Source organism: Vibrio hepatarius (genome assembly GCF_001274785.1).
GTDB classification, from domain to species: Bacteria; Pseudomonadota; Gammaproteobacteria; order Enterobacterales; family Vibrionaceae; genus Vibrio; species Vibrio hepatarius.
Window position 1 is genome coordinate 1 of sequence record NZ_LHPI01000055.1, and the last position, 23959, is coordinate 23959.

The window sequence follows — 23959 nt, forward strand, 5'->3', positions numbered from 1 at the left end:
TTCCTCGTTGGCAACTAACGCTTTCTATCCAACAAACTGTCGGTATAGTTCCGTCCTAACACCACTTATAACCTACCACAACTTATTGGATCCTATCACACAACTTTATGAAACTTATAGATTAGTCATGGCGAATAGCGCGCTGTTCATCTCAGTTAGCATGCAAAGTGCGCACTAATTCTTGAGTTTGTAGAAAAACAATTAAACTGTATATATATACAGTTTAATTTTATCAAGGGTAGTCAAATGAAAAGCCAGTTTTTGCTTAGCGTTAAAGAGCACATGTACGCGAGGCACTACGCACCTAAAACGGTTAAAGCGTATATCTTGTGGATCACGAAATACATTGCGTTTCACAACATGCAACATCCGTCGAAACTCGATGAGTCACATGTCGAAGCATTTCTTACTCACTTGGCCGTACACGACAAAGTTGCCGCAAAAACTCAAGCACTCGCACTCAACGCTATTAGTTTCCTGTACCGAGAATACTTTAGAACGCCTCTTTCAATGGAAATGAAGTTTCAAAAATCACTATTAGATCGAAAGCTGCCGGTCGTGCTAACACAAGAGGAACTGCGTCTATTTCTAACTCATATCGACCCACGATATAAACTCCATATTATGTTGCTATATGGTTCTGGGTTACGTGTAATGGAATGTGTAAGGTTACGAGTTCAAGATATTGACTATCACTACAACGCAGTACGAATTTGGCAAGGAAAAGGGGGTAAAAATAGGGTTGTCACGTTAGCCAAAGAAGCAGTCCCTCTCTTAAAAGAGCAAGAAGCGTTAGCACTTAGGTATTACAAAAAAGATATGAATTACCCAGGCTATGCGGGTGTTTGGATTCGACCTTCGCTACAGAAAAAATATCAAGGCGCGGAAATGGATTTCAACTGGCATTATCTGTTTCCGTCTATGCGTCTATCTCAAGATTTAGACTCTGGACTGACAAGAAGGCACCACATCAATGAAGCGGCCTTACAAAGAGCGGTAAAACGGGCAACGCAGGACGCTGGAATAAAGAAGAATGTCACATGCCATACGCTGAGACACAGCTTCGCCACGCACTTGCTGGAAGCGGGGGCCGACATTCGCACGGTACAAGAGCAGTTAGGCCACAATGATGTAAAGACGACGCAAATCTACACCCATGTGTTGGAACGAGGTGCGGGTGGTGTAATTAGCCCTCTTTCGAGATTGTGAATTTCAGATATAAAAAAGGAGAGCCGGAGCTCCCCTTTTCTTAAACCTAAACTGCTAATTAAAGAGCAGCTTTTGCTTTTTCAACTAGAACTGCAAATGCAGCTTTGTCGAATACCGCGATATCAGCAAGGATCTTACGGTCGATCTCGATAGATGCTTTCTTAAGACCGTTGATGAAACGGCTGTAAGATAGACCATTTTGACGAGATGCAGCGTTGATACGTGCAATCCATAGTTGACGGAATTGACGTTTCTTGTTGCGACGGTCACGGTAAGCGTATTGACCAGCTTTAGTAACTGCTTGGAAAGCTACGCGGTAAACACGTGAACGTGCACCGTAGTAACCTTTAGCTTGTTTTAGAACTTTCTTATGACGTGCACGAGCTTGTACACCACGTTTTACGCGAGGCATTATGCTTCTCCTAAACTAAACGATTGATAAACTAAAAAGAATTAAGCGTATGGCAACATACGGATAACAGCAGCCACTTCACATTTAGGAAGGATTGCGTTAGGACGTAGTTGACGCTTGTTCTTAGTAGTACGCTTAGTCAGGATGTGACGTTTTGTAGCGTGCTTGTACTTAATACCACCAGCAGTTTTCTTAAAACGCTTAGCAGCACCTTTGTTGGTTTTCATCTTAGGCATGATGAATAACTCCGCATTGTTGAGTTGTATAAACAATAGTAATTAGGGCGAACAAACCCCGCCGTTTCCTAAAAGGAACGGCAGGGTCAATTACTTGCAAAGCCGTTAATTACTTCTTTTTAGGGGCAAGAACCATGATCATCTGACGACCTTCAATACGGCTTGGAAATGATTCCACTACAGCAAGTTCTGCAGTATCTTCTTTCAAGCGTTTTAGAACGTCAACACCGATGTCTTGGTGTGCCATTTCTCGGCCACGGAAGCGAATTGTTACCTTCACTTTGTTGCCTTCTTCAAGGAAACGCGTCAGGTTGCGTAGTTTTACCTGATAGTCTCCAATATCAGTTCCAGGACGGAATTTTACTTCCTTAATCTGGATCTGTTTTTGCTTCTTCTTCTGCTCTTTTGCAGCTTTGCTCTTCTCAAAGAGGAATTTGCCATAGTCCATCACACGACAAACTGGTGGCTCAGCATTTGGACTGATTTCTACAAGGTCCATACCAGCTTCTTCAGCTGCAGCAACCGCTTCTTGGATCGATACGATACCAACTGATTCCCCGTCAGCGCCAGTCAGTCGAACTTCACGAACGCCACGGATTTCACCGTTTAAACGATGAGCATTTTGTTTGGCCGGTTGTTGGCCGCGTCTTCCGCCTTTAATAGCTTATTCCTCCAGATTGAGCTTACGGCTAGAGATCTCGTCTTGGATGTATGTAATAAAATCATCCACTTTAAACTTGCCAAGATCTTTACCTTTACGAGTACGTACTGCGATTTCACCGGCTTCCATCTCTTGGTCACCACAAACCAGCATATACGGTACACGCTTTAAAGTATGTTCGCGGATTTTAAAGCCAATCTTCTCATTTCTCAAGTCCGCTTTTGCTCTAATTCCAACTTTTTGTAGTTTTCGAACAACTTCCTGAGCATAATCAGACTGTTTGTCAGTAATATTCATGACAACCGCCTGCTCTGGTGACAACCACGTTGGGAAGAAACCAAAGTACTCTTCGATCAGGATACCGATGAAACGTTCGAGTGAGCCTAAAATCGCACGGTGGATCATCACTGGAACTTGACGTTCGTTGTTCTCATCCACGTAAGATGCACCTAGACGACCCGGTAGGTTGAAGTCTAGTTGTACAGTGCCACATTGCCATGCACGGTCTAAGCAGTCGTATAGAGTAAACTCAATCTTAGGACCGTAGAATGCGCCTTCGCCTTCTTGAATTTCGTATGGAATCTCCATCGCTTCAAGAGATTGCTTAAGAGCTTCTTCAGATTGATCCCAGATTTCGTCTGAACCAACACGCTTTTCAGGGCGAGTAGATAGCTTAACCACGATGTTTTCGAAGCCGAAAGTTTGGTACGTATCGTAAACCATCTTGATACAGCCAGTCACTTCCTCTTGGATTTGGCTCTCAGTACAGAAGATATGAGCGTCATCCTGAGTAAAGCCACGTACACGCATAATGCCGTGCAGCGCGCCTGATGGTTCGTTACGGTGACATGAACCAAACTCCGCCATACGTAGCGGTAGGTCACGGTACGATTTTAGACCTTGGTTAAAGATCTGTACGTGACCAGGACAGTTCATTGGTTTCAGGGCGTAATCACGGTTCTCTGAAGCCGTAGTAAACATCGCATCGGCGTACTTGTCCCAGTGACCAGAACGTTCCCAAAGCACACGGTCCATGATTAATGGGCCTTTCACTTCTTGGTATTCGTACTCAGTCAGTTTTTCGCGAACGAAAACTTCTAGATCACGGAAGATCGACCAACCATTGTGATGCCAGAACACCATACCCGGTGCTTCTTGCTGCATGTGGAATAGGTCTAGCTGCTTACCGATTTTACGGTGGTCACGCTTCGCCGCTTCTTCAAGACGCGTTAGGTGCGCTTTTAGTGCTTTCTTATCGTGGAAAGCGGTACCGTAGATACGTTGCAGCATCTTATTATCGCTGTTACCGCGCCAGTAAGCACCAGCGACGTTCAGTAGCGTAAAGTGCTGACAGAAACCCATGTGTGGAACGTGCGGACCACGACACATGTCGATGTATTCTTCGTGGTGGTATAGACCCGGACGATCGTCGCGAGCAACGTTCTCGTCCAAGATTTCGATCTTGTAAGATTCGCCACGTGACTCAAAGGTGTCACGCGCTTCCTGCCAGCTTACCTTTTTCTTGATAACTTGATATTTGGTCTTAGCCAGTTCTTTCATACGCTTTTCGATCTTTTCTAGATCTTCTTGCGTTAGAGACTGCTCTAGATCGATATCGTAGTAGAAACCGCTGTCGATTGTCGGACCAATCGCCATTTTAGCTTCAGGGTAAAGCTGCTTGATCGCGTGACCTAAAAGGTGAGCACACGAGTGACGAACGATTTCTAGGCCATCAACTTCATCTTTAACTGTGATGATTTCAAGGTTTGCGTCTTCTTCGATGAGATCACAAGCATCAACACGGTTGCCGTTTACACGACCAGCGATGGTGGCTTTAGCCAGACCAGGACCGATAGATTGAGCGACTTCAAGAGTAGAAACTGGGTTGTCAAATTGACGCTGACTGCCGTCAGGAAGAGTAATAATTGGCATTTAAATATCCTTACAGTGGTGTTGCACACCAAGCAACACATGCAATTCAAAACGTGTCTTTAACATTTAAAACAGTGCGTTAAAGACGAGAGTGTCTGTCCTTTTATATGCAAATACGGATGCACAACTCAGGAGCGAACAAGCATTGTAACCAAATCACTCAAAATAACAATCAAAGTCACAAAAAAGCACTCAAAAATCCTTGTCTAAACAAAGACAATTTATGCAGAAAAATTCAGCAATTGACGCACTTTGCCAATCACATCGCTGGCGAGCAAACCAATCATCCCCTCTTCTTCCGCGACTAAATCAGCCGCCTGGCTATGGAGTTGCACGCCGAGCCTTGCCGCAGCAGAAAGTTCTACACCTTGGGCAATTAATGCGGCGATAATGCCAGTCAATACATCGCCCATTCCGCCTGTTGCCATACCGGGATTGCCTGCCAAACAGACATAGGTGCGGCGACCATCGCAAACTAAGCTTCCTGCGCCTTTAAGCACCACGACACCACCAAATTTGTCTTGTAGCTGCTTTATTGCCGAATATCGGTTTGATTCAATTTCAGCCACACTGCAATTCAGCAATCTAGCCGCTTCTCCGGGATGTGGTGTGATCACTCTGTTCGCATCGACATTGGGGCTTTGGGCAAGAAGGTTGAGGCCATCGGCGTCGACCACCTTTTTGATAGCTAAAGACTGAACATGGTGAAACAGTGCGTGTGCCCAAGAATCCGTCCCTAAGCCAGGTCCGAAAGCCAAAACATCTTGTGCTGCCGATTTGGAATTAAGTTGCTCAAGGTCGTCTTGCCAACCGATGGTCATCACTTCCGGGCAAGCGACCATCAAAGGCAAACTTGAAACAGGATGGCAAATACAACTGACCAATCCCGCCCCACTTCTCGCAGCAGCTTGAGCGCACATGCGAATCGCACCGCCATAGCCTTGATTACCGCCAATACAAAGCACTCTTCCATGCTTACCTTTATGGGCGGTCGCGCGGCGCTTAGGAAACTCTCCAAGCATCTCATCCAAACTCAGCATATCAATGTTTGAAGAGACCAGTTCAGCAAACTGACTTTGGACGTTTAGGCCAGAAAAATGGAGCTTGCCAACGACATCACGCGCCTGACCCGTTACCAGACCTTGCTTGATGGCGATAAAAGTCACCGTATGCTGAGCGCAGATAGCGCCCCCCAAAACGGTGCCAGTATCCGAGCACAGACCAGACGGAATATCGATCGCAATGACTGGTTTCTCGCATTGGTTGATACTGTCGATAATAGCGCGCGTATCGTCACGCACTTCACCGCTTAAGCCAGTGCCAAGTAAACCATCCACAATCACATCTGCGGTCGTTAAACAGCCACTGAGCGCTTCTTGGGACAAAATCGTGCCACCACTTTTCAGCCAAGCCTGCTTTGCCTGCAGCGCGTCACCAACATAACGTGACTCATCCACAGTACTAATCAACTGCACAGACAAACCAACGTGTTTCGCCAAGCGTGCCACGACAAAACCATCCCCACCGTTGTTACCTCCACCACACAAAACGGTAACGTTCTGCGCTCGCGGGTATTCTTCTTCCAGAACACTAAAGACCGACTCACCGGCCATTTCCATTAGTTGATAAAGTGAGTAACCCGCATTTTTTGCTGCTTGCGCTTCGCCTTGTTTGACTTGATCGCCAGTGTATAGCTGCTTTGGTAAGCTCATAAATAACGATGATATCCGTGGTTGAATATCAATAGTGTAACAGGCGTGAGAGATACGATATGTGGAGTGGGTTTAACTCTTGCTTTGCGCCAATAAAAAGAGCCTTCCGAAGAAGGCTCATATTAATGAGGTTGGTAACGCAATTATACCATGCGAACCAATGACTTACCGATAAGCCATTCCAGCTCTTTAGAGCTTGATTCGCCAAACTGCGACTCTGTCATTTTGTACAGACGGTCAATACCGTTAATCGCAAACTCATGCGTATTTTGCGTGGTCACAATATGGTGGAACAGTAGACGCAAAATAGCGCGGAACTCTTCATTATCTAACGCGGTGACCCAACTGCTAGAAAATGAATCCAGTCCATTGTCAAAATCGACGTGTTCAACAAACATCTTGAAAATACGGCTATCAAGCGCGGCTGTGAAGTCTGTCTTTTTTGGGAAATGGTGACTAATACCAGTTCTAGATACGCCTGTTTGCTGACTTAGAGTTGTGTATGACATCTTGTCATAACCCAGTCGCAACAGCTGATCAACAACGGCATCCATGATTTTCTGAATAGTGATTTCGGTATCTTCTTTACTACGCTTTGGCATGTTCTGGCTCTTCTTTTTGTAAACCCGCCTAACTCAAACAGAGTTAGCTAATGAAACCTAATCGAATAGCTCCAAGACAGTACAAGCAACAAGACAAAAGAACTGCTTAATCAAAAGTCGGTACTGCATCGTAGTCAAACTTGGTAGGTCAAAAAATTGTGACCATTAAGCTAAACCTTCACAAACACACATCACATGAATCTATGAAATGAATAGGCATTGTTTTTATGTTTATATTAATTGTGCTTGCCGATATTCTTATAAATTAGAGCCCCTTACAACTGACAGAATTCCATTCCGACAATAAAATGACACTTCTTTTCGCATTTTAGTGACATAGATCTCATTACTATTCATGTGGATTAGCGTTCGCTTAATAACTCACGCCAACAGAATGGCGTACTTTCCCTGTTTGCAACAGGTCTCATGTAAGATATGGATTAACGACTTAATACTGGTTAGAATGCCCCTATACTTTGTAAGAGGATATTGAGATGAGCACTGAACAAGAAGTATGCGAAGCGTGTGGTTGCGCTGGTGAAATGGGCTTTATCATCAGAGAAGGCGACAATGTCGCGGAAGTAATCATTCATGGCAATGATAAATCTCTACTTCAGGCTGAACTAGACAAGTACATTGAACTCGCCAAACAAGTCTCGGCGGAAGTGCAGTATGAAGCCTCAGAAATCGAAGATGGTTCGACAGAATTGACCGCTCGTTTTCAATTTGAAGTGAGCGCAGAAAAGCTTATATTTGAACTCAAAACACGTTCGCTAGCGCGTTAAAAACGTGGGTTAGAGCACATCAAAGCGTCAAAAAACGGGCATCTTGCCCGTTTTTTTATCCCCTCAATCAACAAGCATTGACCTTACCCACCCTGCTCATTAATACTTAAATGCCAACTTACTCTAATGCTTCCTTATGAGACGAATATTTCTCGCCACACTGCTATCGTTGACTGCCGTTCATGGAATAGCTCAACCGCTGGATCAGCACCGTATCCTGAACCACTTGGATAACTATGGAAACTTGGATCTGCGCAACAAACCTTACAGCGAATTGCCGTCCGGCTTAGTTGTAAAGGGGAATCTCAACATAGCTAAAACCACGATAAAAAAGCTGCCCGCAGGTGTGGAGATTTTAGGAAGTCTAGAGGCGTCCAATAGCGAACTAAAAAGCCTCGGTAAAGGTATGAGCATCAAAGGCTACGCCAACTTACTCGGTTCTAAAATCACTCGCTGGCCGTCCAAAATCAAGTTGGGCGGCTATCTTAACCTGACCGATACGCCGTTAACGTCTCTGCCGCCAAGATTACGTGTGAAAGGCGATCTCAGTGTGATTCGCACGCCACTGACCGCTCTGCCTGAAGGATTAACTGTCGATGGTAACTTGTACATTGGCGGTTCAGCGTTGACGGAGTTTCCCGATACGATGACGGTGAAAGGCAATATTTATCTTGGCGGAAACCGAATCACAAAGTGGCCGAGCAACTTAACGCTCGGTGGAGCGGTCGCTCCATAGCGATGAGATTGAAATAGAAAAGGGATACATATCGCATCCCTTTTTTACATTGTTATTTCTGGTTGTTGACCGGATTAGCGTAGCTGGCAATCAGATAAGGTCTCGCGCCTTCAGGCAACTGCATCAACTTGTCTTCCAGTACCGCTTTAACGTCTTCACTCACCGACTCATCGCCTGCTGCCAACTTGTTAATTGGGAACAGTTTGTAATGCAGGTGGATCTGGCGGTCGATTTCTTCAGCTAGCGCTTCTGGCGTATCGAAGTCCTGCTCAATCACATCACCAAACGCCACATGGACATGGCCTTTTTCACCGATGATACCTTTAATGATGCTTTCGATATCTTCGAACTCACCTTTCTCGTAACTGCCCTTCTCCGCTTTCGCCCACAGCTCTTTAGCTTTAGCGATGTCACATGGGTCATTCTCGTATGAGATCGACACCGGAACAATCTTCAGCGATTTAATGTACTCAGCGAAGTCGACTTTTTGCTTACGTCCTTCAACATGGAACATCTTAAGAATCGCAGGATCGGTATAGTCATTGCCGTCTTTCGCTCGACCTTCTTTCTGCGCAATCCAGATAGAATGACCAGTGTCCAACGAATGCTTGATATACGCCGACAACGTACCCAGTGTTTTCATCATTTCACGCGGGCCTTTCGCCGAGCGTTTTACGATAAAGCTCTTGTTCAGCCGCATCAGCTCAGTCGCACAAGGCTTCTTCAGTAGGTTGTCACCAATCGCGATGCGAACGGTTTTGTGATCAGTCTGATGAAGACCGTAATTAACCAACGCCGGGTCCATCGCGATATCGCGGTGGTTAGAGACAAACAAGTAAGACGTTTGTTTGTCTAGCTTATCCAAACCACTGTAGGTCACGCCTTTGGTGGTCGTCGCTAAGGTCTGCTCAAGGTACTTCTTTACTTCAAGCTGAATCGTTTCGACCGAATTCAGCTTGGACCATTTCATTTTCAGGTACACCTTTACTAGAGGTGACATGATCGCCTTAAACCAACCAGCATGGTTAGAAAAGCGGTGTTGAAGAATGGCACTAATAAATTCTTCGTCGTTTACCAAGCGATCAATCGCCGCTGGAATCTCGTCATCATTATATGGACGGATATCAATAAATGGATCGTTACTTGTAGTCATTGTTATATTCATAAATCAAAAAGCTGGCTCATTCTACGCATAGTTAGCATTCTTATCAGCTATACTTCTCTCAGATTTGGAAAGGTCAGACCACGTAAACGTACCATATAGAATTGATATTGGCTTTTTTTTCTAGAAAAGTTACCCTTAGCGCCCCAACAAATACGAGTATTTTCATGCACTACGCCATCTCACATCAATTACTGCGACAAGACTTTCTCCATAGCACCCCAAGACGCAAATTATTGAAGCATACCCTGTTATTCGTGCGTGATGGTTTGGTACTGGTAAAACTGGGTAAACAAGAGTACGCAGTTGAAGCAGGTCATGCGTTTTGGCTGCCATTTGACACGTTATGCTCACTCACTTACTTCCCAAATAGTGCGGTTCAGTTGGTGGAAGTCTCTTGCCGTGTCACCTCGCCACTGCCAAAACAAGGCGGTTACGTCACGCTGAATGAGTTAAGCCAAGCGTTAATCAATCGACTCCATGATGTCGACAGTGACAACGAAGTACGCGACAACCAACTCAAAGTCATGCGCCACGAACTGAGCACAATGCAGCCGAAGTTGAAAGAAAGCCAGTTAACCCGTCACATCAACCAGTGGCATTGGGATAACCAAAACTCCGCACTTTCTAACGAACAACAGTTGGTCCTCAAAGTTCGTGAAGCCAACAAGATGATGTTATCAGGCAAAAAGCGTACACAAGTGATTGAACAACTGTTTAACGGCGATGACAACGCGTTTAGCCAACTTGAAGCCTTATTGTTGGGTAAATAACGATACGCACCGTATGAACAAATAGAGCGCACTCTTAAGTGCGCTTTATTTTATTTGGCGGCTATTAACATCATACTGCTCACTGGAGCAATATTCAGTTTAAGAGTCTCTGCCTCACCCACATGCACGGTACCCGTCAATACATCTTTCCAGTTTTGCGTCGTTTTTACCTCAAAGGTCTGGCTGCGCTTTGATTTGTTGATGATGACGATCCCTTCGTCACCTCGGCTAAATGCGAGCAAGTCATCTGACGCTTCAAGTATGTTCATCGGCTTAGCGTGCATCTTGTTGTGAAAACCGATCGCTTTCACCATCTTAGGGTCGTTCCAGGCGTTGAGCCAACGTGGCTGACCGTGTTTATCAGTTAAACCACAGGTGTCCAAGTCGGTATAAATCAGCGGCACGCCACCGTCTCGACCAAGCACATAAGTGTATGCAAGCCATTCCAACTCTTCGTCCATCACCAAATCGGCAAACACATCGTTGTTAGGAATGTCGTGGGTAATCGCAAAGATCACCGCACGGTTTTCAGACAACGCCTGCCCAAAACAGTATGGATCCACCAGCTCTTTCAGGCTGCCATTCTCAGCCAAGGCATCGTACGTCATTTGGAACAGTGGAAAGTCATACGCGCCGAACTTAGTGTTGGCAAGAAACGGCTCTAAAAACAGCTCGTATTCTGGTTTACTCACGCCACCATTAGTGATGATTTCACCAAAGATATGCACGCCTTCACAAATGTCATCGGTCCAAACACGCTTTAGGTGTTCGATGGTCATGTGTTTGGCTGCGTCAATGCGAAAACCTTTAATACCAATCGACTTCAGCGCAAACAGATAGTTACGCTGTTGCTCGATAACGTAATCGCAAACTCGCAGTGTAGGCAGGCCCGGATCGCTCGGCCCACCCGTTATCCGGCCATTTTGCACCTGCCACTGGTCTTGCCAATCTTCGATGCCAAATGCTTCGACAAAATGGTTGTGGTAAAACAGCGGCTTAGATAAATCACCAAACAGCTTTTGCTGTAAGAAATAATCGGCCTTCTCGGCGTAAGCTTTCAGATCCTTAAAACTTGGGTAGTAAAGGTCGCTGCGAATCGATGATTCATTCGCCATATGATTAAACACAACATCGGCGTATACACCGACACCGTATTTTTTTAGCTCGGCAACCATCTCTCTCACATCTGTGGTGTTACCGAGTTGGTTATCAATCACACGATAATCTTGCGGTTGATAACGCTGCCACCATTGTGTCCCTTGAGCGGACTTAAACGATTTCATCGGTGGTGAGATCAATACATGCTTGTAACCGGCTCGGGCGATTTGTTCCGCCCTTTGAGTCACTAACGAATACGGCCAGTCAAAAGCATGCAGAATTACATCTGTTGCGTTAGAGGTAAACATGACAATGTCCCTATACCTATTATTCAGTTGCTACTTCAGATAGCTCAAACTGATCCCATAGTACCAAATCTGATTTTTATTACTTATCCCCCTTTCCGGCGCTTTTCAAGTAGTAGTCGTTAGGCGTAGAAATCACAGAACCGCGAATAACTTAGCTAATTTTCACACTCCTGAGACTATACTCACCGTATTACATTCAGTAGGAGGAAACATGGAAAAGGTTCAAATCGATATCGTCTCTGACGTAGTCTGCCCTTGGTGCATCATAGGCTACAAGCGTTTAGAGTTAGCACTGAAAGCGCTCTCAGATAAAGTTGACGCAGAGATTCAGTGGCACCCATTTGAACTCAACCCTGCGATGGGTGAGCAAGGGCAAAACCTGCGTGAACACCTACATGAAAAATATGGTACCACTACCGAAGCAAGCATCGCAGCAAGAGAAAATTTGACCAAATTAGGCGAAGAAGTCGGCTTTGTATTCAATTTTTCCGACGATATGCGTATTTACAACACCCGAAAAGCGCACCAACTGATTATGTGGGCATCGAGCGAAAATAAGCAATTCGACTTAGAAATGCGCTTGTTCCACGCCTACTTTAGTGAAAACCAAAACATCAGCAACGAACAAACCTTAGTTCAATGCGCGCAAGACGTTGGCTTAGACCCAGAAGTCGCCAGCATGGTAATACAAGACCCGAGTTGGGCGGAAACCGTTGCACACACCGAGCACCAGTGGCTCGAAGCGGGGATCAACGCCGTACCTGCCATCATCATCAATCAAAAACATTTGATTTCTGGCGCGCAAACACCGGAATTACTGGTCTCTGCGTTAGAGCAAATCATTGCGAATCCGCGCTAGGGTACTCGCCTAGCGCTATATTCAAATTAGCTTTGTTTGATCTTAGCGATAACCGAGAAGATCGCCACAACAATCAAACCAGACACTGCGCCAATCAAGCCGTTCATCAAGGTAGGAAACAACGCTTGCGCTAAAGAAACATCTGGAATGCTCATGATGATCGGCTCTACCCAATGATGAATCATAGGTACGTTGTGCACGACTATGCCGCCACCAACCAAAAACATCGCGGCGGTACCAATTACAGTTAACGCTTTCATCAGTTTAGGTGCAAAAGCAATTAAGCCCTGCCCAACAGAAAACAGTAGCCCTTTGCCCTGACTGCGCTTTTCTAGATAAAAACCCAAGTCATCCAGTTTCACGATACCCGCAACCAAGCCATAAACACCGATGGTCATCAGCACGGCGATCAGGCTCACGACTAAGATCTGCGTACTCATCGACGCCCCTTGCACCGTACCCAATGCAATCACAATGATCTCGGCCGATAAAATAAAGTCGGTTCGGATCGCTCCAGCGATTTTTTTCTTTTCGTACTCTTCAATCGAATCGCTGATCGCCTCTAACTCAGCGGGATCCGTTTGCTGGTGCTCTTCACCATGGAACAGTTTTTCTAGAACCTTTTCTGCGCCTTCATAACAGAGGAAAAGCCCGCCAATTAACAACAGCGGCATAATAAGCCAAGGTATGAAGGAACTGATCAACAGCGCAGCCGGAACCAATATCAGCTTGTTACGAAACGAGCCTTTAGCCACACTCCAAACAACCGGAATCTCGCGCTCTGCCGTCACGCCAGACACTTGCTGCGCGTTAAGTGCTAAGTCGTCGCCCAACACACCCGCGGTTTTCTTTGCGGCGACTTTTGACATCACCGCGACATCATCCAATACGCTCGCTATATCGTCGAGCAGTGTCAATAAGCTTGCACCCGCCATAAATACGCTCTTGTTTGCATTACTATCGATGTAAGCAAATGTAACACCCCACGTTGAGACTACAAACTGAAATGTCACTCATAAGCCAAACTTCACTGCGAGAGCCAGACAAACATTGCTTGCTCTTCTGGCGCGCTTTATCCTGTGCGAGTATTTTCAAAAACAATAAAGGCAAGGTAATGCTCAGTTCTTATCCAATCGGTACCCCCGGCCAAAAATGGGGCGACGCGGAACGTGTCGCGTGGCGTGAACAAACCACCATCAAACGTGAATATCAGCAAGAAGTTGTGCCTAAGATTCAAGCACTGGCGCAGCAGTTTACTGTCGAGCAATACGGAGCCTTATCGTATGACCCAGAGCGCTACCCGCTGTTTTGTATCAAGAGCAAACACTGGGATGCAAACAAACCTGTTGTGCTTATCACTGGCGGCGTTCACGGTTATGAGACCAGCGGTGTCCATGGCGCCCTGAAGTTTGCTGCAAACGAAATGGAACGCTACAGCGAGCAGTTCAACATCATCATCGCGCCATGTGTCAGTCCTTGGGGATACGAAACGATCAACCGATGGAACCCGTTAGCACTCGATCCAAACCGTTCATTCTATGCCAATAGCCCGGCGGAAGAATCGGCCAACCTGATCAAGTTAGTCGCGTCAATTCGAGAAGAGATTTTGGTGCACATCGATTTGCATGAGACGACTGACACAGACGAAAGTGAATTTCGCCCAGCCCTCGCGGCACGTGATGGCGTTGAGTATATTCCAGGTTCCATTCCAGACGGTTTCTACACTGTGGGTAACAGCGAAAACCCGCAGCCTGAATTTCAAAAGGCAGTGATTGAATCGGTAAGCAAAGTCACTCACATTGCACCAGCCGACGAAAATGGCGAGATCATCGGCTCACCGGTTACCCAACACGGCGTGATTAACTACCCGATGGTGAAACTCGGCCTCTGTGGCGGTGTAACGCAGTGCCAGTACGGCACTACGACTGAGGTATACCCAGACAGCCCGAAAGTTACCGATGAAGAGTGTAACGACGCGCAAGTTGCGGCAATCGTCGGCGCACTGGATTACGTGATTCAAACACTATAATAGTTTGTTTTTATATTGCTCCGGGGTCTGCCCGGAGTATTTTTTGAACATCGCAATAAACGGACTGGCTTGGTTGTAACCGAGCGTCAGCGCCACTTCTTTTACTGACTGTCCTTTTCTCAATAAGTCCATCGAATAAAGATAGCGAACTCGCAAACGCCATTCAGTGAAACTCATCCCCAGTTCCGACTGACAATGACGTGCCAAAGTACGCTCTGTCGTATGCACTCGCGCTGCCCACTCCGAAAGGCTGGTGTTATCAATTGGATTTTCTTCCACTGCCGCCAGTATCTTCGCTAGATATTTGTGATCCGTCGACGGCAGGAAATGGTGTTGGGTATCACGTGTCGCCAGTTGGTCAAGAAGCACCTGCACTAAGCGCTTATCTTGCTCGCTCTCAGCAACGTTGATATCTCGTTGCCTGAAGTCGTCGATGATGGCCGACACAATTGGCGTCACTTTGATTAGGCTAGTGCAATCTGGAAAATTCGTCGTCAGCCCTTTCGCTATATTGAGCGAGCAATACGACAACGGCTTGCGGTTATAGCTGGTGTGTTTCACCCCCGCTGGCACCCAAATCGCCAAGTGCGGCGGTGCGAGAAAACGAGTGCCTTCCGCTTCCATCTCCAAAATACCGCCGCTAATCAACTGCACTTGGCCCCAAGGGTGGCTGTGCATGCGGGTTTCGGTGTTTGACAAAAACGCTTCAAAATTCATAAACACGTCAGATGGTGCTTTGTCGATTGATAACGATGGATGAAGGTGTTTCGCTGACTTTCTCAAACTTTGTCTTCCTATGGCTCGCGATGTCTGTTTGGAGATACTTGTAATTATAACGACCTGTCACACTAGTCTCTACTCTTAATATTACGGTGGAACTCACATGGTGTACCTATTACCTTTCATTACTGTCTGCATCTGGGGCGGGAATACCATTATCAACAAAATGGCGTCAGAGGTGATCGAACCGAGTGCAATGAGCTTCTATCGATGGTTCCTAGCGGTTGTTGTGCTCACACCATTCTGCCTACCGAGCGTGGTCAAGCAATGGCATCTTATCAAACCCAACTTATCGAAAATTGGCTGTCTCGCGCTACTTGGCATGGTACTCAACCAATCCTTGGGTTACTACGCCGGTTTGACCACAACCGCATCCAACATGGCTCTGATCACTTCATTAGTCCCTTTGATGAGTGTATTCATGAGCGTTCCATTGCTGGGCAAATCAATCTCCCTCAATAGCATTGTCGGCGGCATCATTGCATTAGCCGGGCTAGCCTTTATGCTCGGTCAAGGCGATATGACCTTTTTCCTTCATAGCAGTATTACCACGGGTGATGGCCTGATGGTGTTAACTTCGGTCTGTTACGCCGCGTACTGCGTGCTACTCAAGCGCTGGAAAATGCCTTTATCGAACTGGGTGATGGTCTACAGCCAAGGCGCATTGGCGCTAATAATGTTGGTCCCACTGTGGCTATCAAGCGAACAACTCGCGCCGCCTAGCACATCTTTACCTTTGATTGCTTACGCTGGATTGGCGGCATCTGTTGCAGCGCCGTGGATGTGGGTCAAAGCGATTGACCTAATTGGCGCAGATTCCAGTGCGATGTTTATGAACTTGATGCCTGTCGTCACGCTTGCGCTTGCCACCGCCTTACTAGGAGAAAAGGTTCATATGTATCACTTGGTCGGCGGTAGCTTAGTGATCGGCGGGGTTATCTTGTCACAGGTTAAGCTTCACAAAAAATCAATTCAGCCAGTACAAAACTTAGAGCATGTCTAGGTGAAAGTCGGAAATTAGGTATATGTTTATAGAAAGGATTTATATAACAACGCTCTTTAATCACCGAATACTACATCTGAACAAGTCCATGTTCGCGGGCTTGTTCAGCTAAGGACAAACACCACACTTATAACGTCAGTCTATGACTAGGCCTCATAAAATGTGGAGGTCAGATGATTGAACTAGAACGAATAGAAGACATATACGACCACGAACACTTTACATTGCACGAAGTAGTTTTAAACGAGATCGGCTCTTTTGTGTTTATCAAAAACCGTAACGGTGAGTATTTGTACGCTAACAAACTCACCTTGAAGCTGTTCAACACCACACTGGACCATTTAATAGGCAAAACCGACCACGAGTTTTTCCAACCGGAAATGCTCAAAGACATACTCGACAGCGATCGTAAGGTCTTTGAATCTGGACATTCGGTTGTCACAGAAGAGCACGCAGTCGCGATTCCGGATGGAAAACTCAAGGTGTATCGCGCCATCAAAAATCCGATTTTCGATTCGGAGACCAAAGAGGTCATTGGCTTGATTGGCGTTTCGACCGACATCACCGATATTGCTGAGCTGCGCGAGCAACTGACTGAACTCGCCAATACCGATGAACTGACCCAACTCTATAATCGTCGCAAGCTATGGCAGAGTTTTTCTACAGAGTTTAACCAGGCGATCAAAAACGACACGCCCCTCGCCTGCATTGTTATCGATGTCGACCGATTTAAGCTCATCAATGACACGTTTGGCCACGACTTTGGCGACAACGTCATCGTCAGTTTAGCAAAGCTTATTCGCAGCAATCTACGTAAAGCGGATAGCTGTGGTCGTATCGGCGGAGAAGAGTTTCTGATCATTGTTAACCAAACCGACGCCAACGAGGCGTATGAAATTGCCGAGCGTCTTCGAATCCAATTCAGCCAGTTGCCATTCAATGATAACCGGCAGCCACCATTGAGTATCAGTTGCGGCGTCACTGAATTAATTCCTGAAGACCATGACTTTTTTGACTTATACCGCCGCGCCGACAAAGCGCTCTACGAATCAAAAAATCTTGGTCGAAACAAAACCTCCATCAAATAGACAACAGCCCTGATGTGATTCAGGGCTGTTGATGTTTTATAAGTTAACTGACAACTTCAATGTCGGTTTGCGGCACGCTGCAGCACGCCAGTACCATTCCCATATTGCGTTCATGCTCTTGCAATGCTGGAACATCCGGTTGATGCACTTTGCCAGATTCAACCGTCACCTTACATGCACCACATAAACCAGCGCGACAGCTGTTAGCGATCGGTGCGCCTGCGTTTTCTGCTTGCTCCAGTAGTGTCTTCTGGTTATCACCGTTAAAGAGGTGACCATTGACGCTAATGGTGATTTGCTTCAACGGTTGCTGGCTGATATTGCTGACACCGAACGCTTCCTGATGATAATGCTCTTCAGGGAGGCCTTTCTTCATCAGCATGTTTTTCGCTTTCTGCATAAAGCCATCTGGACCACAGACAAACACTTGTCGTTGCTCAACGTCTTTAATTTGTTTCAGATGTGCGAGCGTCAGGCGACCTTTTAAGCCAAACCAGTCAATAGGCGCTTGCGATAATGAGATCAATACCGTTAGCCCTTCGTGTTTGCGCTTTAACTCATCCAGTTCCGTTTTGTATGGGATATCTTCCACGCTGCGACACTGGTGATAAAACACCACATCGTCCACTTGGTCGTGGTCAGAAAGATAGCGCAACATTGACATCATCGGCGTTACGCCGCTGCCTGCAGAGAGCAATAGAACGGGTTTATCGTTGCGCTCCTTAAGGTGGAAACTGCCACCCGGCTGCTCACAACTCAGCGTTGCCCCCACGTCTAGATTATCCACCAGCCAGTTAGACACTCGACCGCCATCAATACGTTTGACCGAAATAGCAAGACGACCCGGACGAGATGGGCTAGAAGACAACGTATAATGGCGGCCAACAACGTCACCGTCGATTTCTACACTGATTGGCAAGTGTTGACCCGGTAAATAATCTGGCGCCTGACCTTGGCTTGGTTCTAACCAGAATGTGACAAAATCACGCGCGACTTCTTCGCGCTCCACACACGTCATCAAGTAGCTTTGTGGCGAGTTGTCTGGGTAAAACTCTTTATCTTTATATTCAAGCACTTCGATGGTATTACCCTGTCGAATCATACCTTCATTTTTTGCCACTAAGTTCTGACCAAAGAACACCCCTCCTCGCTCGTTAGCGCGGAACTGAGATAAGGTATTCAGTGGTTCTTTACTTGCACGAAACGCGCCCTTTTCGACGTCAACGGTCGTCAATACGCAGCGCTCGCAAGGCTTAACTGCTTCAAACTCAACCTCACCAATTCGGATACGCTTCCAACTGTCTTCGGCAAAAGGCTCGGTACCCGACGCGACTAAGTTGGTTCTGAATTGATCCATCGAGTGCGCTTCTGGGCTACGACGATTGAGTTCAGCAAGCGACGCCTCACTGATCACCAGTAGCGGGTAACCGTCGGCAAAGCTCACGTTATGCCCTAGCTTTTCTCGAACTCGGTTTGACTGCTCTCCGCAATACAGCAACTCCACTCGTTGTCCCAACACTTGGCTAAACCAATCGTCGGCTTCGTCAGTGGTCGTGTAAGCAATAAAGTTATCTTTCCACACCTGAGCTGGCGCTTCCTGCAGCTTAAAATCGGTGTAGCGAATGCGTAACGAGGCGTGACCTTCTGCGCTAAATATCAATCCATCGGACGTCAAACTGGAGCGCACTTTCACCATTTGCGGGTATTTTCGTGCGGTGACCATGGAGCCATCAGAGAAAGCGAGCATAAAGCGACGGTCAAAGGTTAGACCTTGCTTTTCGACCCACGCTGTCGACAGAGCAATTCCACCGACAGATTTGACTGGAAATACGTTTATTTGAGACAGAGTTGGAGCTGACATTGCTAATCCTAAGCATCGATTATTGTGCAACTATTATACTCAACCCGATTGCCATGTCTTGAAGATGTTTAAATTCTCATTTTGTCTCGTTCATGTAACATTCACCCCAAACATCGGAAAATACCTAAATTATTGCTTTACTAAAGAAAAGCGCTCATGAAAACTTCACTTTTAAGCCGTTTAAGTATGCGCTGATTAACGCTTGCATTACGAGGAGTAAACAATGAATAAACTGATCATGATCCTACTGTGTATTTTTATCCCACCAGTGGCGGTATTCATCGACCGAGGCTTAGGTAAGGACTTTATCATCAACCTGATCCTTACGTTGATTTTCTTCCTACCGGGAAGCATTCACGCTCTATGGTTGACGCTGAAATAACCAGCGAACCTTAGTTGTTTCCGACCCGCTAAATAAAAAAGGGGATGAAATAGTCACCGCTTTGCTCTATCATCCTGTCGCCTAAGCGTAAGCGTTTGCTTTTTGAGTTAAACGCTTAACTTAGGCTCCAACGGATAACTTAATTTATGGTGGGAGCAACAATGACAACACTTACGATCACACGTCCTGACGACTGGCATGTACATCTACGTGATGGTGACGTTCTAAAGGATACGGTGCGTGATATTAGCCGCTACAATGGCCGAGCGCTAATCATGCCAAATACAATCCCACCTGTAACGACCACAGAAATGGCGCTAGCTTACCGAGAGCGCATCATGGCAGAGCAACCTGCTGAGCAATTCGAGCCACTCATGGCACTCTACCTCACTGACAACACCACTCCCGAAGAAATTCGTAAAGCGAAAGCATCAGGTAAAGTTGTTGCAGCAAAGCTTTACCCAGCGGGCGCGACGACCAACTCGGACTCTGGTGTCACGTCTGCAAAAAACATCTACCACGTATTAGAAGCAATGCAAGAAGTGGGCATGTTGTTGCTAGTACACGGTGAGGTGACCACTCACGATGTCGATATTTTTGACCGTGAGAAAGAGTTCTTAGATACGGTACTTGCCCCAATCGTTAACGACTTCCCAAACCTTAAAATTGTTCTTGAGCACATTACCACTGCCGATGCTGCAGAGTTTGTAAAAAACGCCAATGACAATGTTGCCGCTACCATCACTGCTCACCACTTGATGTACAACCGTAACCATATGTTGGTTGGTGGTATTAAACCACACTTCTACTGCCTACCAATTCTTAAGCGCAACACTCACCAAAAAGCATTAGTTGAAGCGGCGACCAGTGGCAGCAAAAAGTTCTTCTTGGGTACCGATTCGGCACCTCATGCGAAAGGTGCAAAAGAAGCAGCTTGTGGTTGTGCTGGCTCATACACAGCGCACGCGGCACTAGAGCTCTATGCAGAGGTATTTGAGCAAGAAGGAAAGCTTGAAAACCTAGAAGCTTTTGCAAGTTTTAACGGCCCTGATTTTTACGGAATCGAGCGTAATCCAGATACAGTCACGCTAACGAAACAAGAATGGCAGGTCGCAGAAAACATGCCGTTTGGTTCAGATATCGTTGTACCTATTCGCGCAGGAGAAACAATCAGCTGGTCTGTGAAATAGTTTCCATTTTTCAAGACTTTGTATAAGTCATTGAATACATAAAACAAGCCACCTATTCAGGTGGCTTATTTGTTGTTTGACGTTACATACCGAACATCTGATAAGCATCACATTACTCATAAATATAACAATAAGTCTCACTATTGAGACGACCTTTCTGACTAAACTATCATAAAGATCAGGCTGCCATACCAAATAAAACAAGTCCATGATCTACTACTATAATTATGTTGGCTTTTTAAACACTTTGTTTAGCTTGCGAGAAAGAATGTCGTCATCAATCATGCAGTTTTGTCAGGGTAGATCTATCTGCATAACACGTCACTACTCAGCCTGTCACGGTTGTGGGTGACGGTGTTAGTTTGGCCCAATATCGCCCTTCGTTAAGCTAAAACTTAAGTACTAAATTGACACTAAAAACAGACTTTGCACCAACAACAAAAAGGCAAAGCGTTTTTCTATTACGAGTGCTTGCGAATGCTTACTTCGAACAGCCACTTTTTTTGGGTTGGCAACCCAGCAGATGATTCACAAATAAATGAGAAATTTACCCAGCTTGAAAACATCGCGGGGCTACCAAGTGCGCTCGGCGGTTTAGTCTGTATTCACCATGATAATGCTGAAGAGATTGATGCGTCACTTAAGGCATTTTACTCCCGACCAGGGAGCTGGAGTTGGTGCGTATTTGTCACCAAAGCCACCCCGCTGTCAGAATGTGTCACCGATGGTGTTTACGACGAGCAACTCGCTTCATCCACTTGGGATGGAATGAGGAGCCGATTGGAAACAATGAAGCACCGCTCAACGGTTGATCCTTTAGTCGGCTGGCTGGGTGTCAACCGTGAACGCCGCGTTAAGCCGCTCAAATCGATTACCTCGACGTCCATCTATAGCTACCCGATTATCGACCTGTTCTTCCCAGATCTCAGCTCGACGTACCGCTACGTGCTCGCGGAGCAGAAGCAAGGTGTGCTGGAAAACGATCAACTCATTGACCGGATACGAGTTTGCTCTAAGTGTAACAGTGGCCACTTAAACTACATCGAAGTTTGTCCAAGCTGTAGCAGCATTGATATCGAATCTCAAAGCTCATTGCACTGCTTCACCTGTGGTCATGTCGGTGATCAGCAGAGCTTTCTGCGTCGAGGCAAGCTGGAATGTCCCAAGTGTCTGACCCAGCTCAGACATATCGGCGTTGATTACGACCGACCGTTGGAAAACCACGTTTGTAACAGTTGTAGCCACCTGTTCGTTGAAGCCTCTACGGTCAGCCACTGCTTGAGCTGCTCTAGCCAGATCGCGGTCGAAGATTTGGTGGTTCGCAAGATTTATAAAATGTCACTGGGTGAAACCGGTGAATATACCTTCCAACACGGCAAGGTTGCCCAAGCCCCTACTCTGTCAATCAAGGGCAAAGTGGATGTGAGTTTTTTTCCAGAACCTGCTTGCGTGGGTCAATAAAGTCGCGCTAAGACACGGCGAAAAACATTTGTTGCTCGGTCTGCACCTTCCATCATTAGATGACTACGGCAAGCAATACGGCGACGCACGATTGTTTGCACTGATGGATCAATTAACCACTCGTTTGGGTGGATTGTTCCGCGACACAGATATTTGCTGCCAGTACCGCCAAGACGTGTTGTTGGTACTGATGCCCAACACAAAAGAATCAAGCCTTGCGGTATTACGCTCCAAGCTTAAAGAGCTCAGCGGCTTGATTGATGAAGAAGATTTCGTTCTCAATGCGTTTGCCTGGACTCTACCAAACAAAGAGTTAGACGCAGACATCGATATTTGGCTAGAGAACATCACTGGGGAAATCTATGCTGCAAGATAGCTTAGCGCTACTTGAATACCTACAGGGAATGATCTTCAGCAACACCGAGTTGTGGTTGCTGTTATTCCCGATCATGATAGGCATTGAACTGCCTCTTTATTTGCTGGTACTGACTGGGATCTTGCGTTGGTCTTATGTTGGGCATGAGCCAGTGATGACCCATTTCCCTTCGATCAGTTTTGTCATCACTTGTTATGGTGAAGGGGATGCGATTGGTATCACTATCGATACCTTGGTTGAGCAAGTTTATCCGGGCAGTATCGAGATCCTTGCTGTCGTCGACGGTGCGGTACAAAACCAACAAACCTACCAAGCGGCGTTAGACGGTGAGAAGCGCCATGCACATGTGAAAAATCGCAATGTACGCGTGATCCCTAAATGGCAACGCGGTGGACGAGTCTCGACCTTAAATGCTGGCCTGTCCGTGGCAAGTGGGGAAATCGTGATCAACGTTGATGGGGATACATCATTCGACAACGATATGGTGTTCAACATGATGAAGCAGTTTGCCAACCCAGACGTAATTGCCAGCGGTGGTGCGTTGCGAGTGCGCAACCATGATGAGAATATTCTCACCAAAATGCAGTCGCTTGAGTACATGCTGTCAATGCAGGCAGGTAAAACGGGCATGGCGCGTTGGGGCGTACTCAATAATATCTCAGGCGCGTTTGGCGCGTTTCGCAAAAACCTACTCAAGCAAGTAGGCGGCTGGGATACCCACACCGCAGAAGACCTAGACTTAACCATGCGCCTTAAGCAGTACAAACGCCGTTACCCAAACAACAAGCTTGCCTTTGCGACCAACGCAGTCGGTCACACCGACGTACCAGACACGCTAAAAGGTTTGATCCTTCAGCGTTTACGCTGGGATGGTGATTTGCTGTTCCTGTTTCTACGTAAACACAACGAAGGTCTGTCGCCAACGCTGCTTGGCTGGGGCAACTTTATTTTCACCCTGACTTACGGTGTGGTGCAGAACGTGCTCTTACCCATCTTAGTGGTCATCTTTAGCGTGTACATGCTGATTACTTACCCGCTAAAGTTTGTGATCGCACTGACGCTGCTGCTGTACATCGTCTATTTCACGCTATCGATGCTGCTGTTTATCGTCTATTTAGGGCTGGTATCCGAACGCAAGAGTGATGATTTAAAAGCCATTATCTGGCTTCCGCTCTATCCGATTTATCAATTTTTAATGAGGCTCATCACCGCCTTTTCTATGGTCAATGAAGTTGTACGCCGCAGCCATGAAGAATCGAGCATGGCTCCTTGGTGGGTTTTGAAACGAGGGAAGAAGTTTTAAT

The 23959-nt window shown here is 46.4% G+C and carries 22 protein-coding genes and 1 pseudogene; 12 read left to right on the forward strand and 11 right to left on the reverse strand.

The genetic code is table 11. The features are described 5' to 3' along the window. Positions 1–246: 246 nt before the first annotated feature. Positions 247–1209: an integron integrase gene (locus AKJ31_RS22015; RefSeq protein ID WP_053411135.1), complete on the forward strand. Its 963-nt coding sequence runs from the start codon at positions 247–249 to the stop codon at positions 1207–1209. 58 nt (positions 1210–1267) lie between these two features. On the opposite strand, the gene rplT is transcribed toward AKJ31_RS22015, so the two are convergent. From rplT to AKJ31_RS22045, 6 genes are all read right to left on the reverse strand, one after another. Then, a complete protein-coding gene (gene rplT, locus AKJ31_RS22020; protein WP_004401084.1) occupies positions 1268–1621 on the reverse strand; it encodes a 50S ribosomal protein L20 in 354 nt (117 codons plus the stop codon). A 41-nt stretch (positions 1622–1662) separates the two neighbouring features. Then, on the reverse strand, positions 1663–1857 hold the full coding sequence (gene rpmI, locus AKJ31_RS22025; protein WP_005377932.1) for a 50S ribosomal protein L35: 195 nt from the start codon (positions 1855–1857) through the stop codon (positions 1663–1665). Between the two features lie 109 nt (positions 1858–1966). Next, positions 1967–2518, reverse strand: a complete 552-nt coding sequence (gene infC / locus AKJ31_RS22030; protein WP_072161424.1) for a translation initiation factor IF-3 — start codon at positions 2516–2518, stop codon at positions 1967–1969. Between the two features lie 3 nt (positions 2519–2521). Further along, positions 2522–4450, reverse strand: coding sequence for a threonine--tRNA ligase (gene thrS, locus AKJ31_RS22035; RefSeq protein WP_053411137.1), 1929 nt, complete (start codon positions 4448–4450; stop codon positions 2522–2524). 221 nt (positions 4451–4671) lie between these two features. After that, complete coding sequence (locus AKJ31_RS22040; protein ID WP_053411138.1) at positions 4672–6162, reverse strand: bifunctional ADP-dependent NAD(P)H-hydrate dehydratase/NAD(P)H-hydrate epimerase; 1491 nt, start codon at positions 6160–6162, stop codon at positions 4672–4674. Between the two features lie 143 nt (positions 6163–6305). Further along, positions 6306–6764, reverse strand: a complete 459-nt coding sequence (locus AKJ31_RS22045; RefSeq protein ID WP_053411139.1) for a TetR/AcrR family transcriptional regulator — start codon at positions 6762–6764, stop codon at positions 6306–6308. Positions 6765–7258: 494 nt separating this feature from the next. On the opposite strand from AKJ31_RS22045, the gene AKJ31_RS22050 reads away from it, so the two are divergent. Further along, complete coding sequence (locus AKJ31_RS22050; protein WP_053411140.1) at positions 7259–7549, forward strand: YfcZ/YiiS family protein; 291 nt, start codon at positions 7259–7261, stop codon at positions 7547–7549. Between the two features lie 136 nt (positions 7550–7685). Then, positions 7686–8285 (forward strand): hypothetical protein, encoded by a 600-nt coding sequence (locus tag AKJ31_RS22055; RefSeq protein WP_053411141.1) that lies wholly within the window; start codon positions 7686–7688, stop codon positions 8283–8285. A gap of 52 nt (positions 8286–8337) precedes the next feature. Here the strand turns inward: AKJ31_RS22055 and AKJ31_RS22060 are convergent, their stop codons facing one another. Then, complete coding sequence (locus tag AKJ31_RS22060; protein ID WP_053411142.1) at positions 8338–9438, reverse strand: 1-acyl-sn-glycerol-3-phosphate acyltransferase; 1101 nt, start codon at positions 9436–9438, stop codon at positions 8338–8340. Between the two features lie 176 nt (positions 9439–9614). On the opposite strand from AKJ31_RS22060, the gene AKJ31_RS22065 reads away from it, so the two are divergent. After that, positions 9615–10220 carry a hypothetical protein gene (locus AKJ31_RS22065; protein ID WP_053411143.1) on the forward strand — a complete coding sequence of 202 codons (606 nt, stop codon included), beginning with the start codon at positions 9615–9617 and terminating at the stop codon, positions 10218–10220. Positions 10221–10270: 50 nt separating this feature from the next. On the opposite strand, the gene AKJ31_RS22070 is transcribed toward AKJ31_RS22065, so the two are convergent. Beyond that, positions 10271–11626, reverse strand: a complete 1356-nt coding sequence (locus tag AKJ31_RS22070; protein ID WP_053411144.1) for an alpha-amylase family protein — start codon at positions 11624–11626, stop codon at positions 10271–10273. A 211-nt stretch (positions 11627–11837) separates the two neighbouring features. Here AKJ31_RS22070 and AKJ31_RS22075 point away from each other — a divergent pair, with 211 nt between their 5' ends. Then, positions 11838–12485, forward strand: a complete 648-nt coding sequence (locus AKJ31_RS22075; RefSeq protein WP_053411145.1) for a DsbA family oxidoreductase — start codon at positions 11838–11840, stop codon at positions 12483–12485. A gap of 26 nt (positions 12486–12511) precedes the next feature. Here AKJ31_RS22075 and AKJ31_RS22080 read toward each other — a convergent pair whose 3' ends face one another. Beyond that, complete coding sequence (locus tag AKJ31_RS22080; RefSeq protein WP_053411146.1) at positions 12512–13420, reverse strand: DUF808 domain-containing protein; 909 nt, start codon at positions 13418–13420, stop codon at positions 12512–12514. Positions 13421–13599: 179 nt separating this feature from the next. On the opposite strand from AKJ31_RS22080, the gene AKJ31_RS22085 reads away from it, so the two are divergent. Beyond that, positions 13600–14514 (forward strand): M14 family metallopeptidase, encoded by a 915-nt coding sequence (locus AKJ31_RS22085; RefSeq protein ID WP_053411147.1) that lies wholly within the window; start codon positions 13600–13602, stop codon positions 14512–14514. Here the strand turns inward: AKJ31_RS22085 and AKJ31_RS22090 are convergent. Continuing rightward, a complete protein-coding gene (locus AKJ31_RS22090; RefSeq protein ID WP_053411148.1) occupies positions 14509–15297 on the reverse strand; it encodes an AraC family transcriptional regulator in 789 nt (262 codons plus the stop codon). The two genes, AKJ31_RS22085 and AKJ31_RS22090, sit on opposite strands and share 6 nt — an antisense overlap. Positions 15298–15397: 100 nt before the next feature. Between AKJ31_RS22090 and AKJ31_RS22095 the strand changes: the two genes are divergently transcribed. After that, complete coding sequence (locus tag AKJ31_RS22095) at positions 15398–16297, forward strand: DMT family transporter (protein WP_053411149.1); 900 nt, start codon at positions 15398–15400, stop codon at positions 16295–16297. Positions 16298–16470: 173 nt separating this feature from the next. Next, complete coding sequence (locus tag AKJ31_RS22100) at positions 16471–17385, forward strand: sensor domain-containing diguanylate cyclase (protein WP_053411150.1); 915 nt, start codon at positions 16471–16473, stop codon at positions 17383–17385. 43 nt (positions 17386–17428) lie between these two features. On the opposite strand, the gene AKJ31_RS22105 is transcribed toward AKJ31_RS22100, so the two are convergent. Beyond that, a complete protein-coding gene (locus tag AKJ31_RS22105; RefSeq protein WP_053411151.1) occupies positions 17429–19246 on the reverse strand; it encodes a hybrid-cluster NAD(P)-dependent oxidoreductase in 1818 nt (605 codons plus the stop codon). A gap of 223 nt (positions 19247–19469) precedes the next feature. Here AKJ31_RS22105 and AKJ31_RS22835 point away from each other — a divergent pair, with 223 nt between their 5' ends. From AKJ31_RS22835 to AKJ31_RS22120, 4 genes and pseudogenes are all read left to right on the forward strand, one after another. Next, positions 19470–19628: a YqaE/Pmp3 family membrane protein gene (locus tag AKJ31_RS22835; protein ID WP_072161425.1), complete on the forward strand. Its 159-nt coding sequence runs from the start codon at positions 19470–19472 to the stop codon at positions 19626–19628. Positions 19629–19789: 161 nt separating this feature from the next. Further along, positions 19790–20818, forward strand: a complete 1029-nt coding sequence (pyrC, locus tag AKJ31_RS22110; protein WP_053411152.1) for a dihydroorotase — start codon at positions 19790–19792, stop codon at positions 20816–20818. A 477-nt stretch (positions 20819–21295) separates the two neighbouring features. Then, positions 21296–22655 (forward strand): annotated as a pseudogene (locus tag AKJ31_RS22115) (TackOD1 domain-containing metal-binding protein). Continuing rightward, on the forward strand, positions 22642–23958 hold the full coding sequence (locus AKJ31_RS22120) for a glycosyltransferase family 2 protein (RefSeq protein ID WP_053411153.1): 1317 nt from the start codon (positions 22642–22644) through the stop codon (positions 23956–23958). The pseudogene AKJ31_RS22115 and the gene AKJ31_RS22120 overlap by 14 nt, the downstream one beginning before the upstream one ends. Position 23959: the final 1 nt, after the last annotated feature.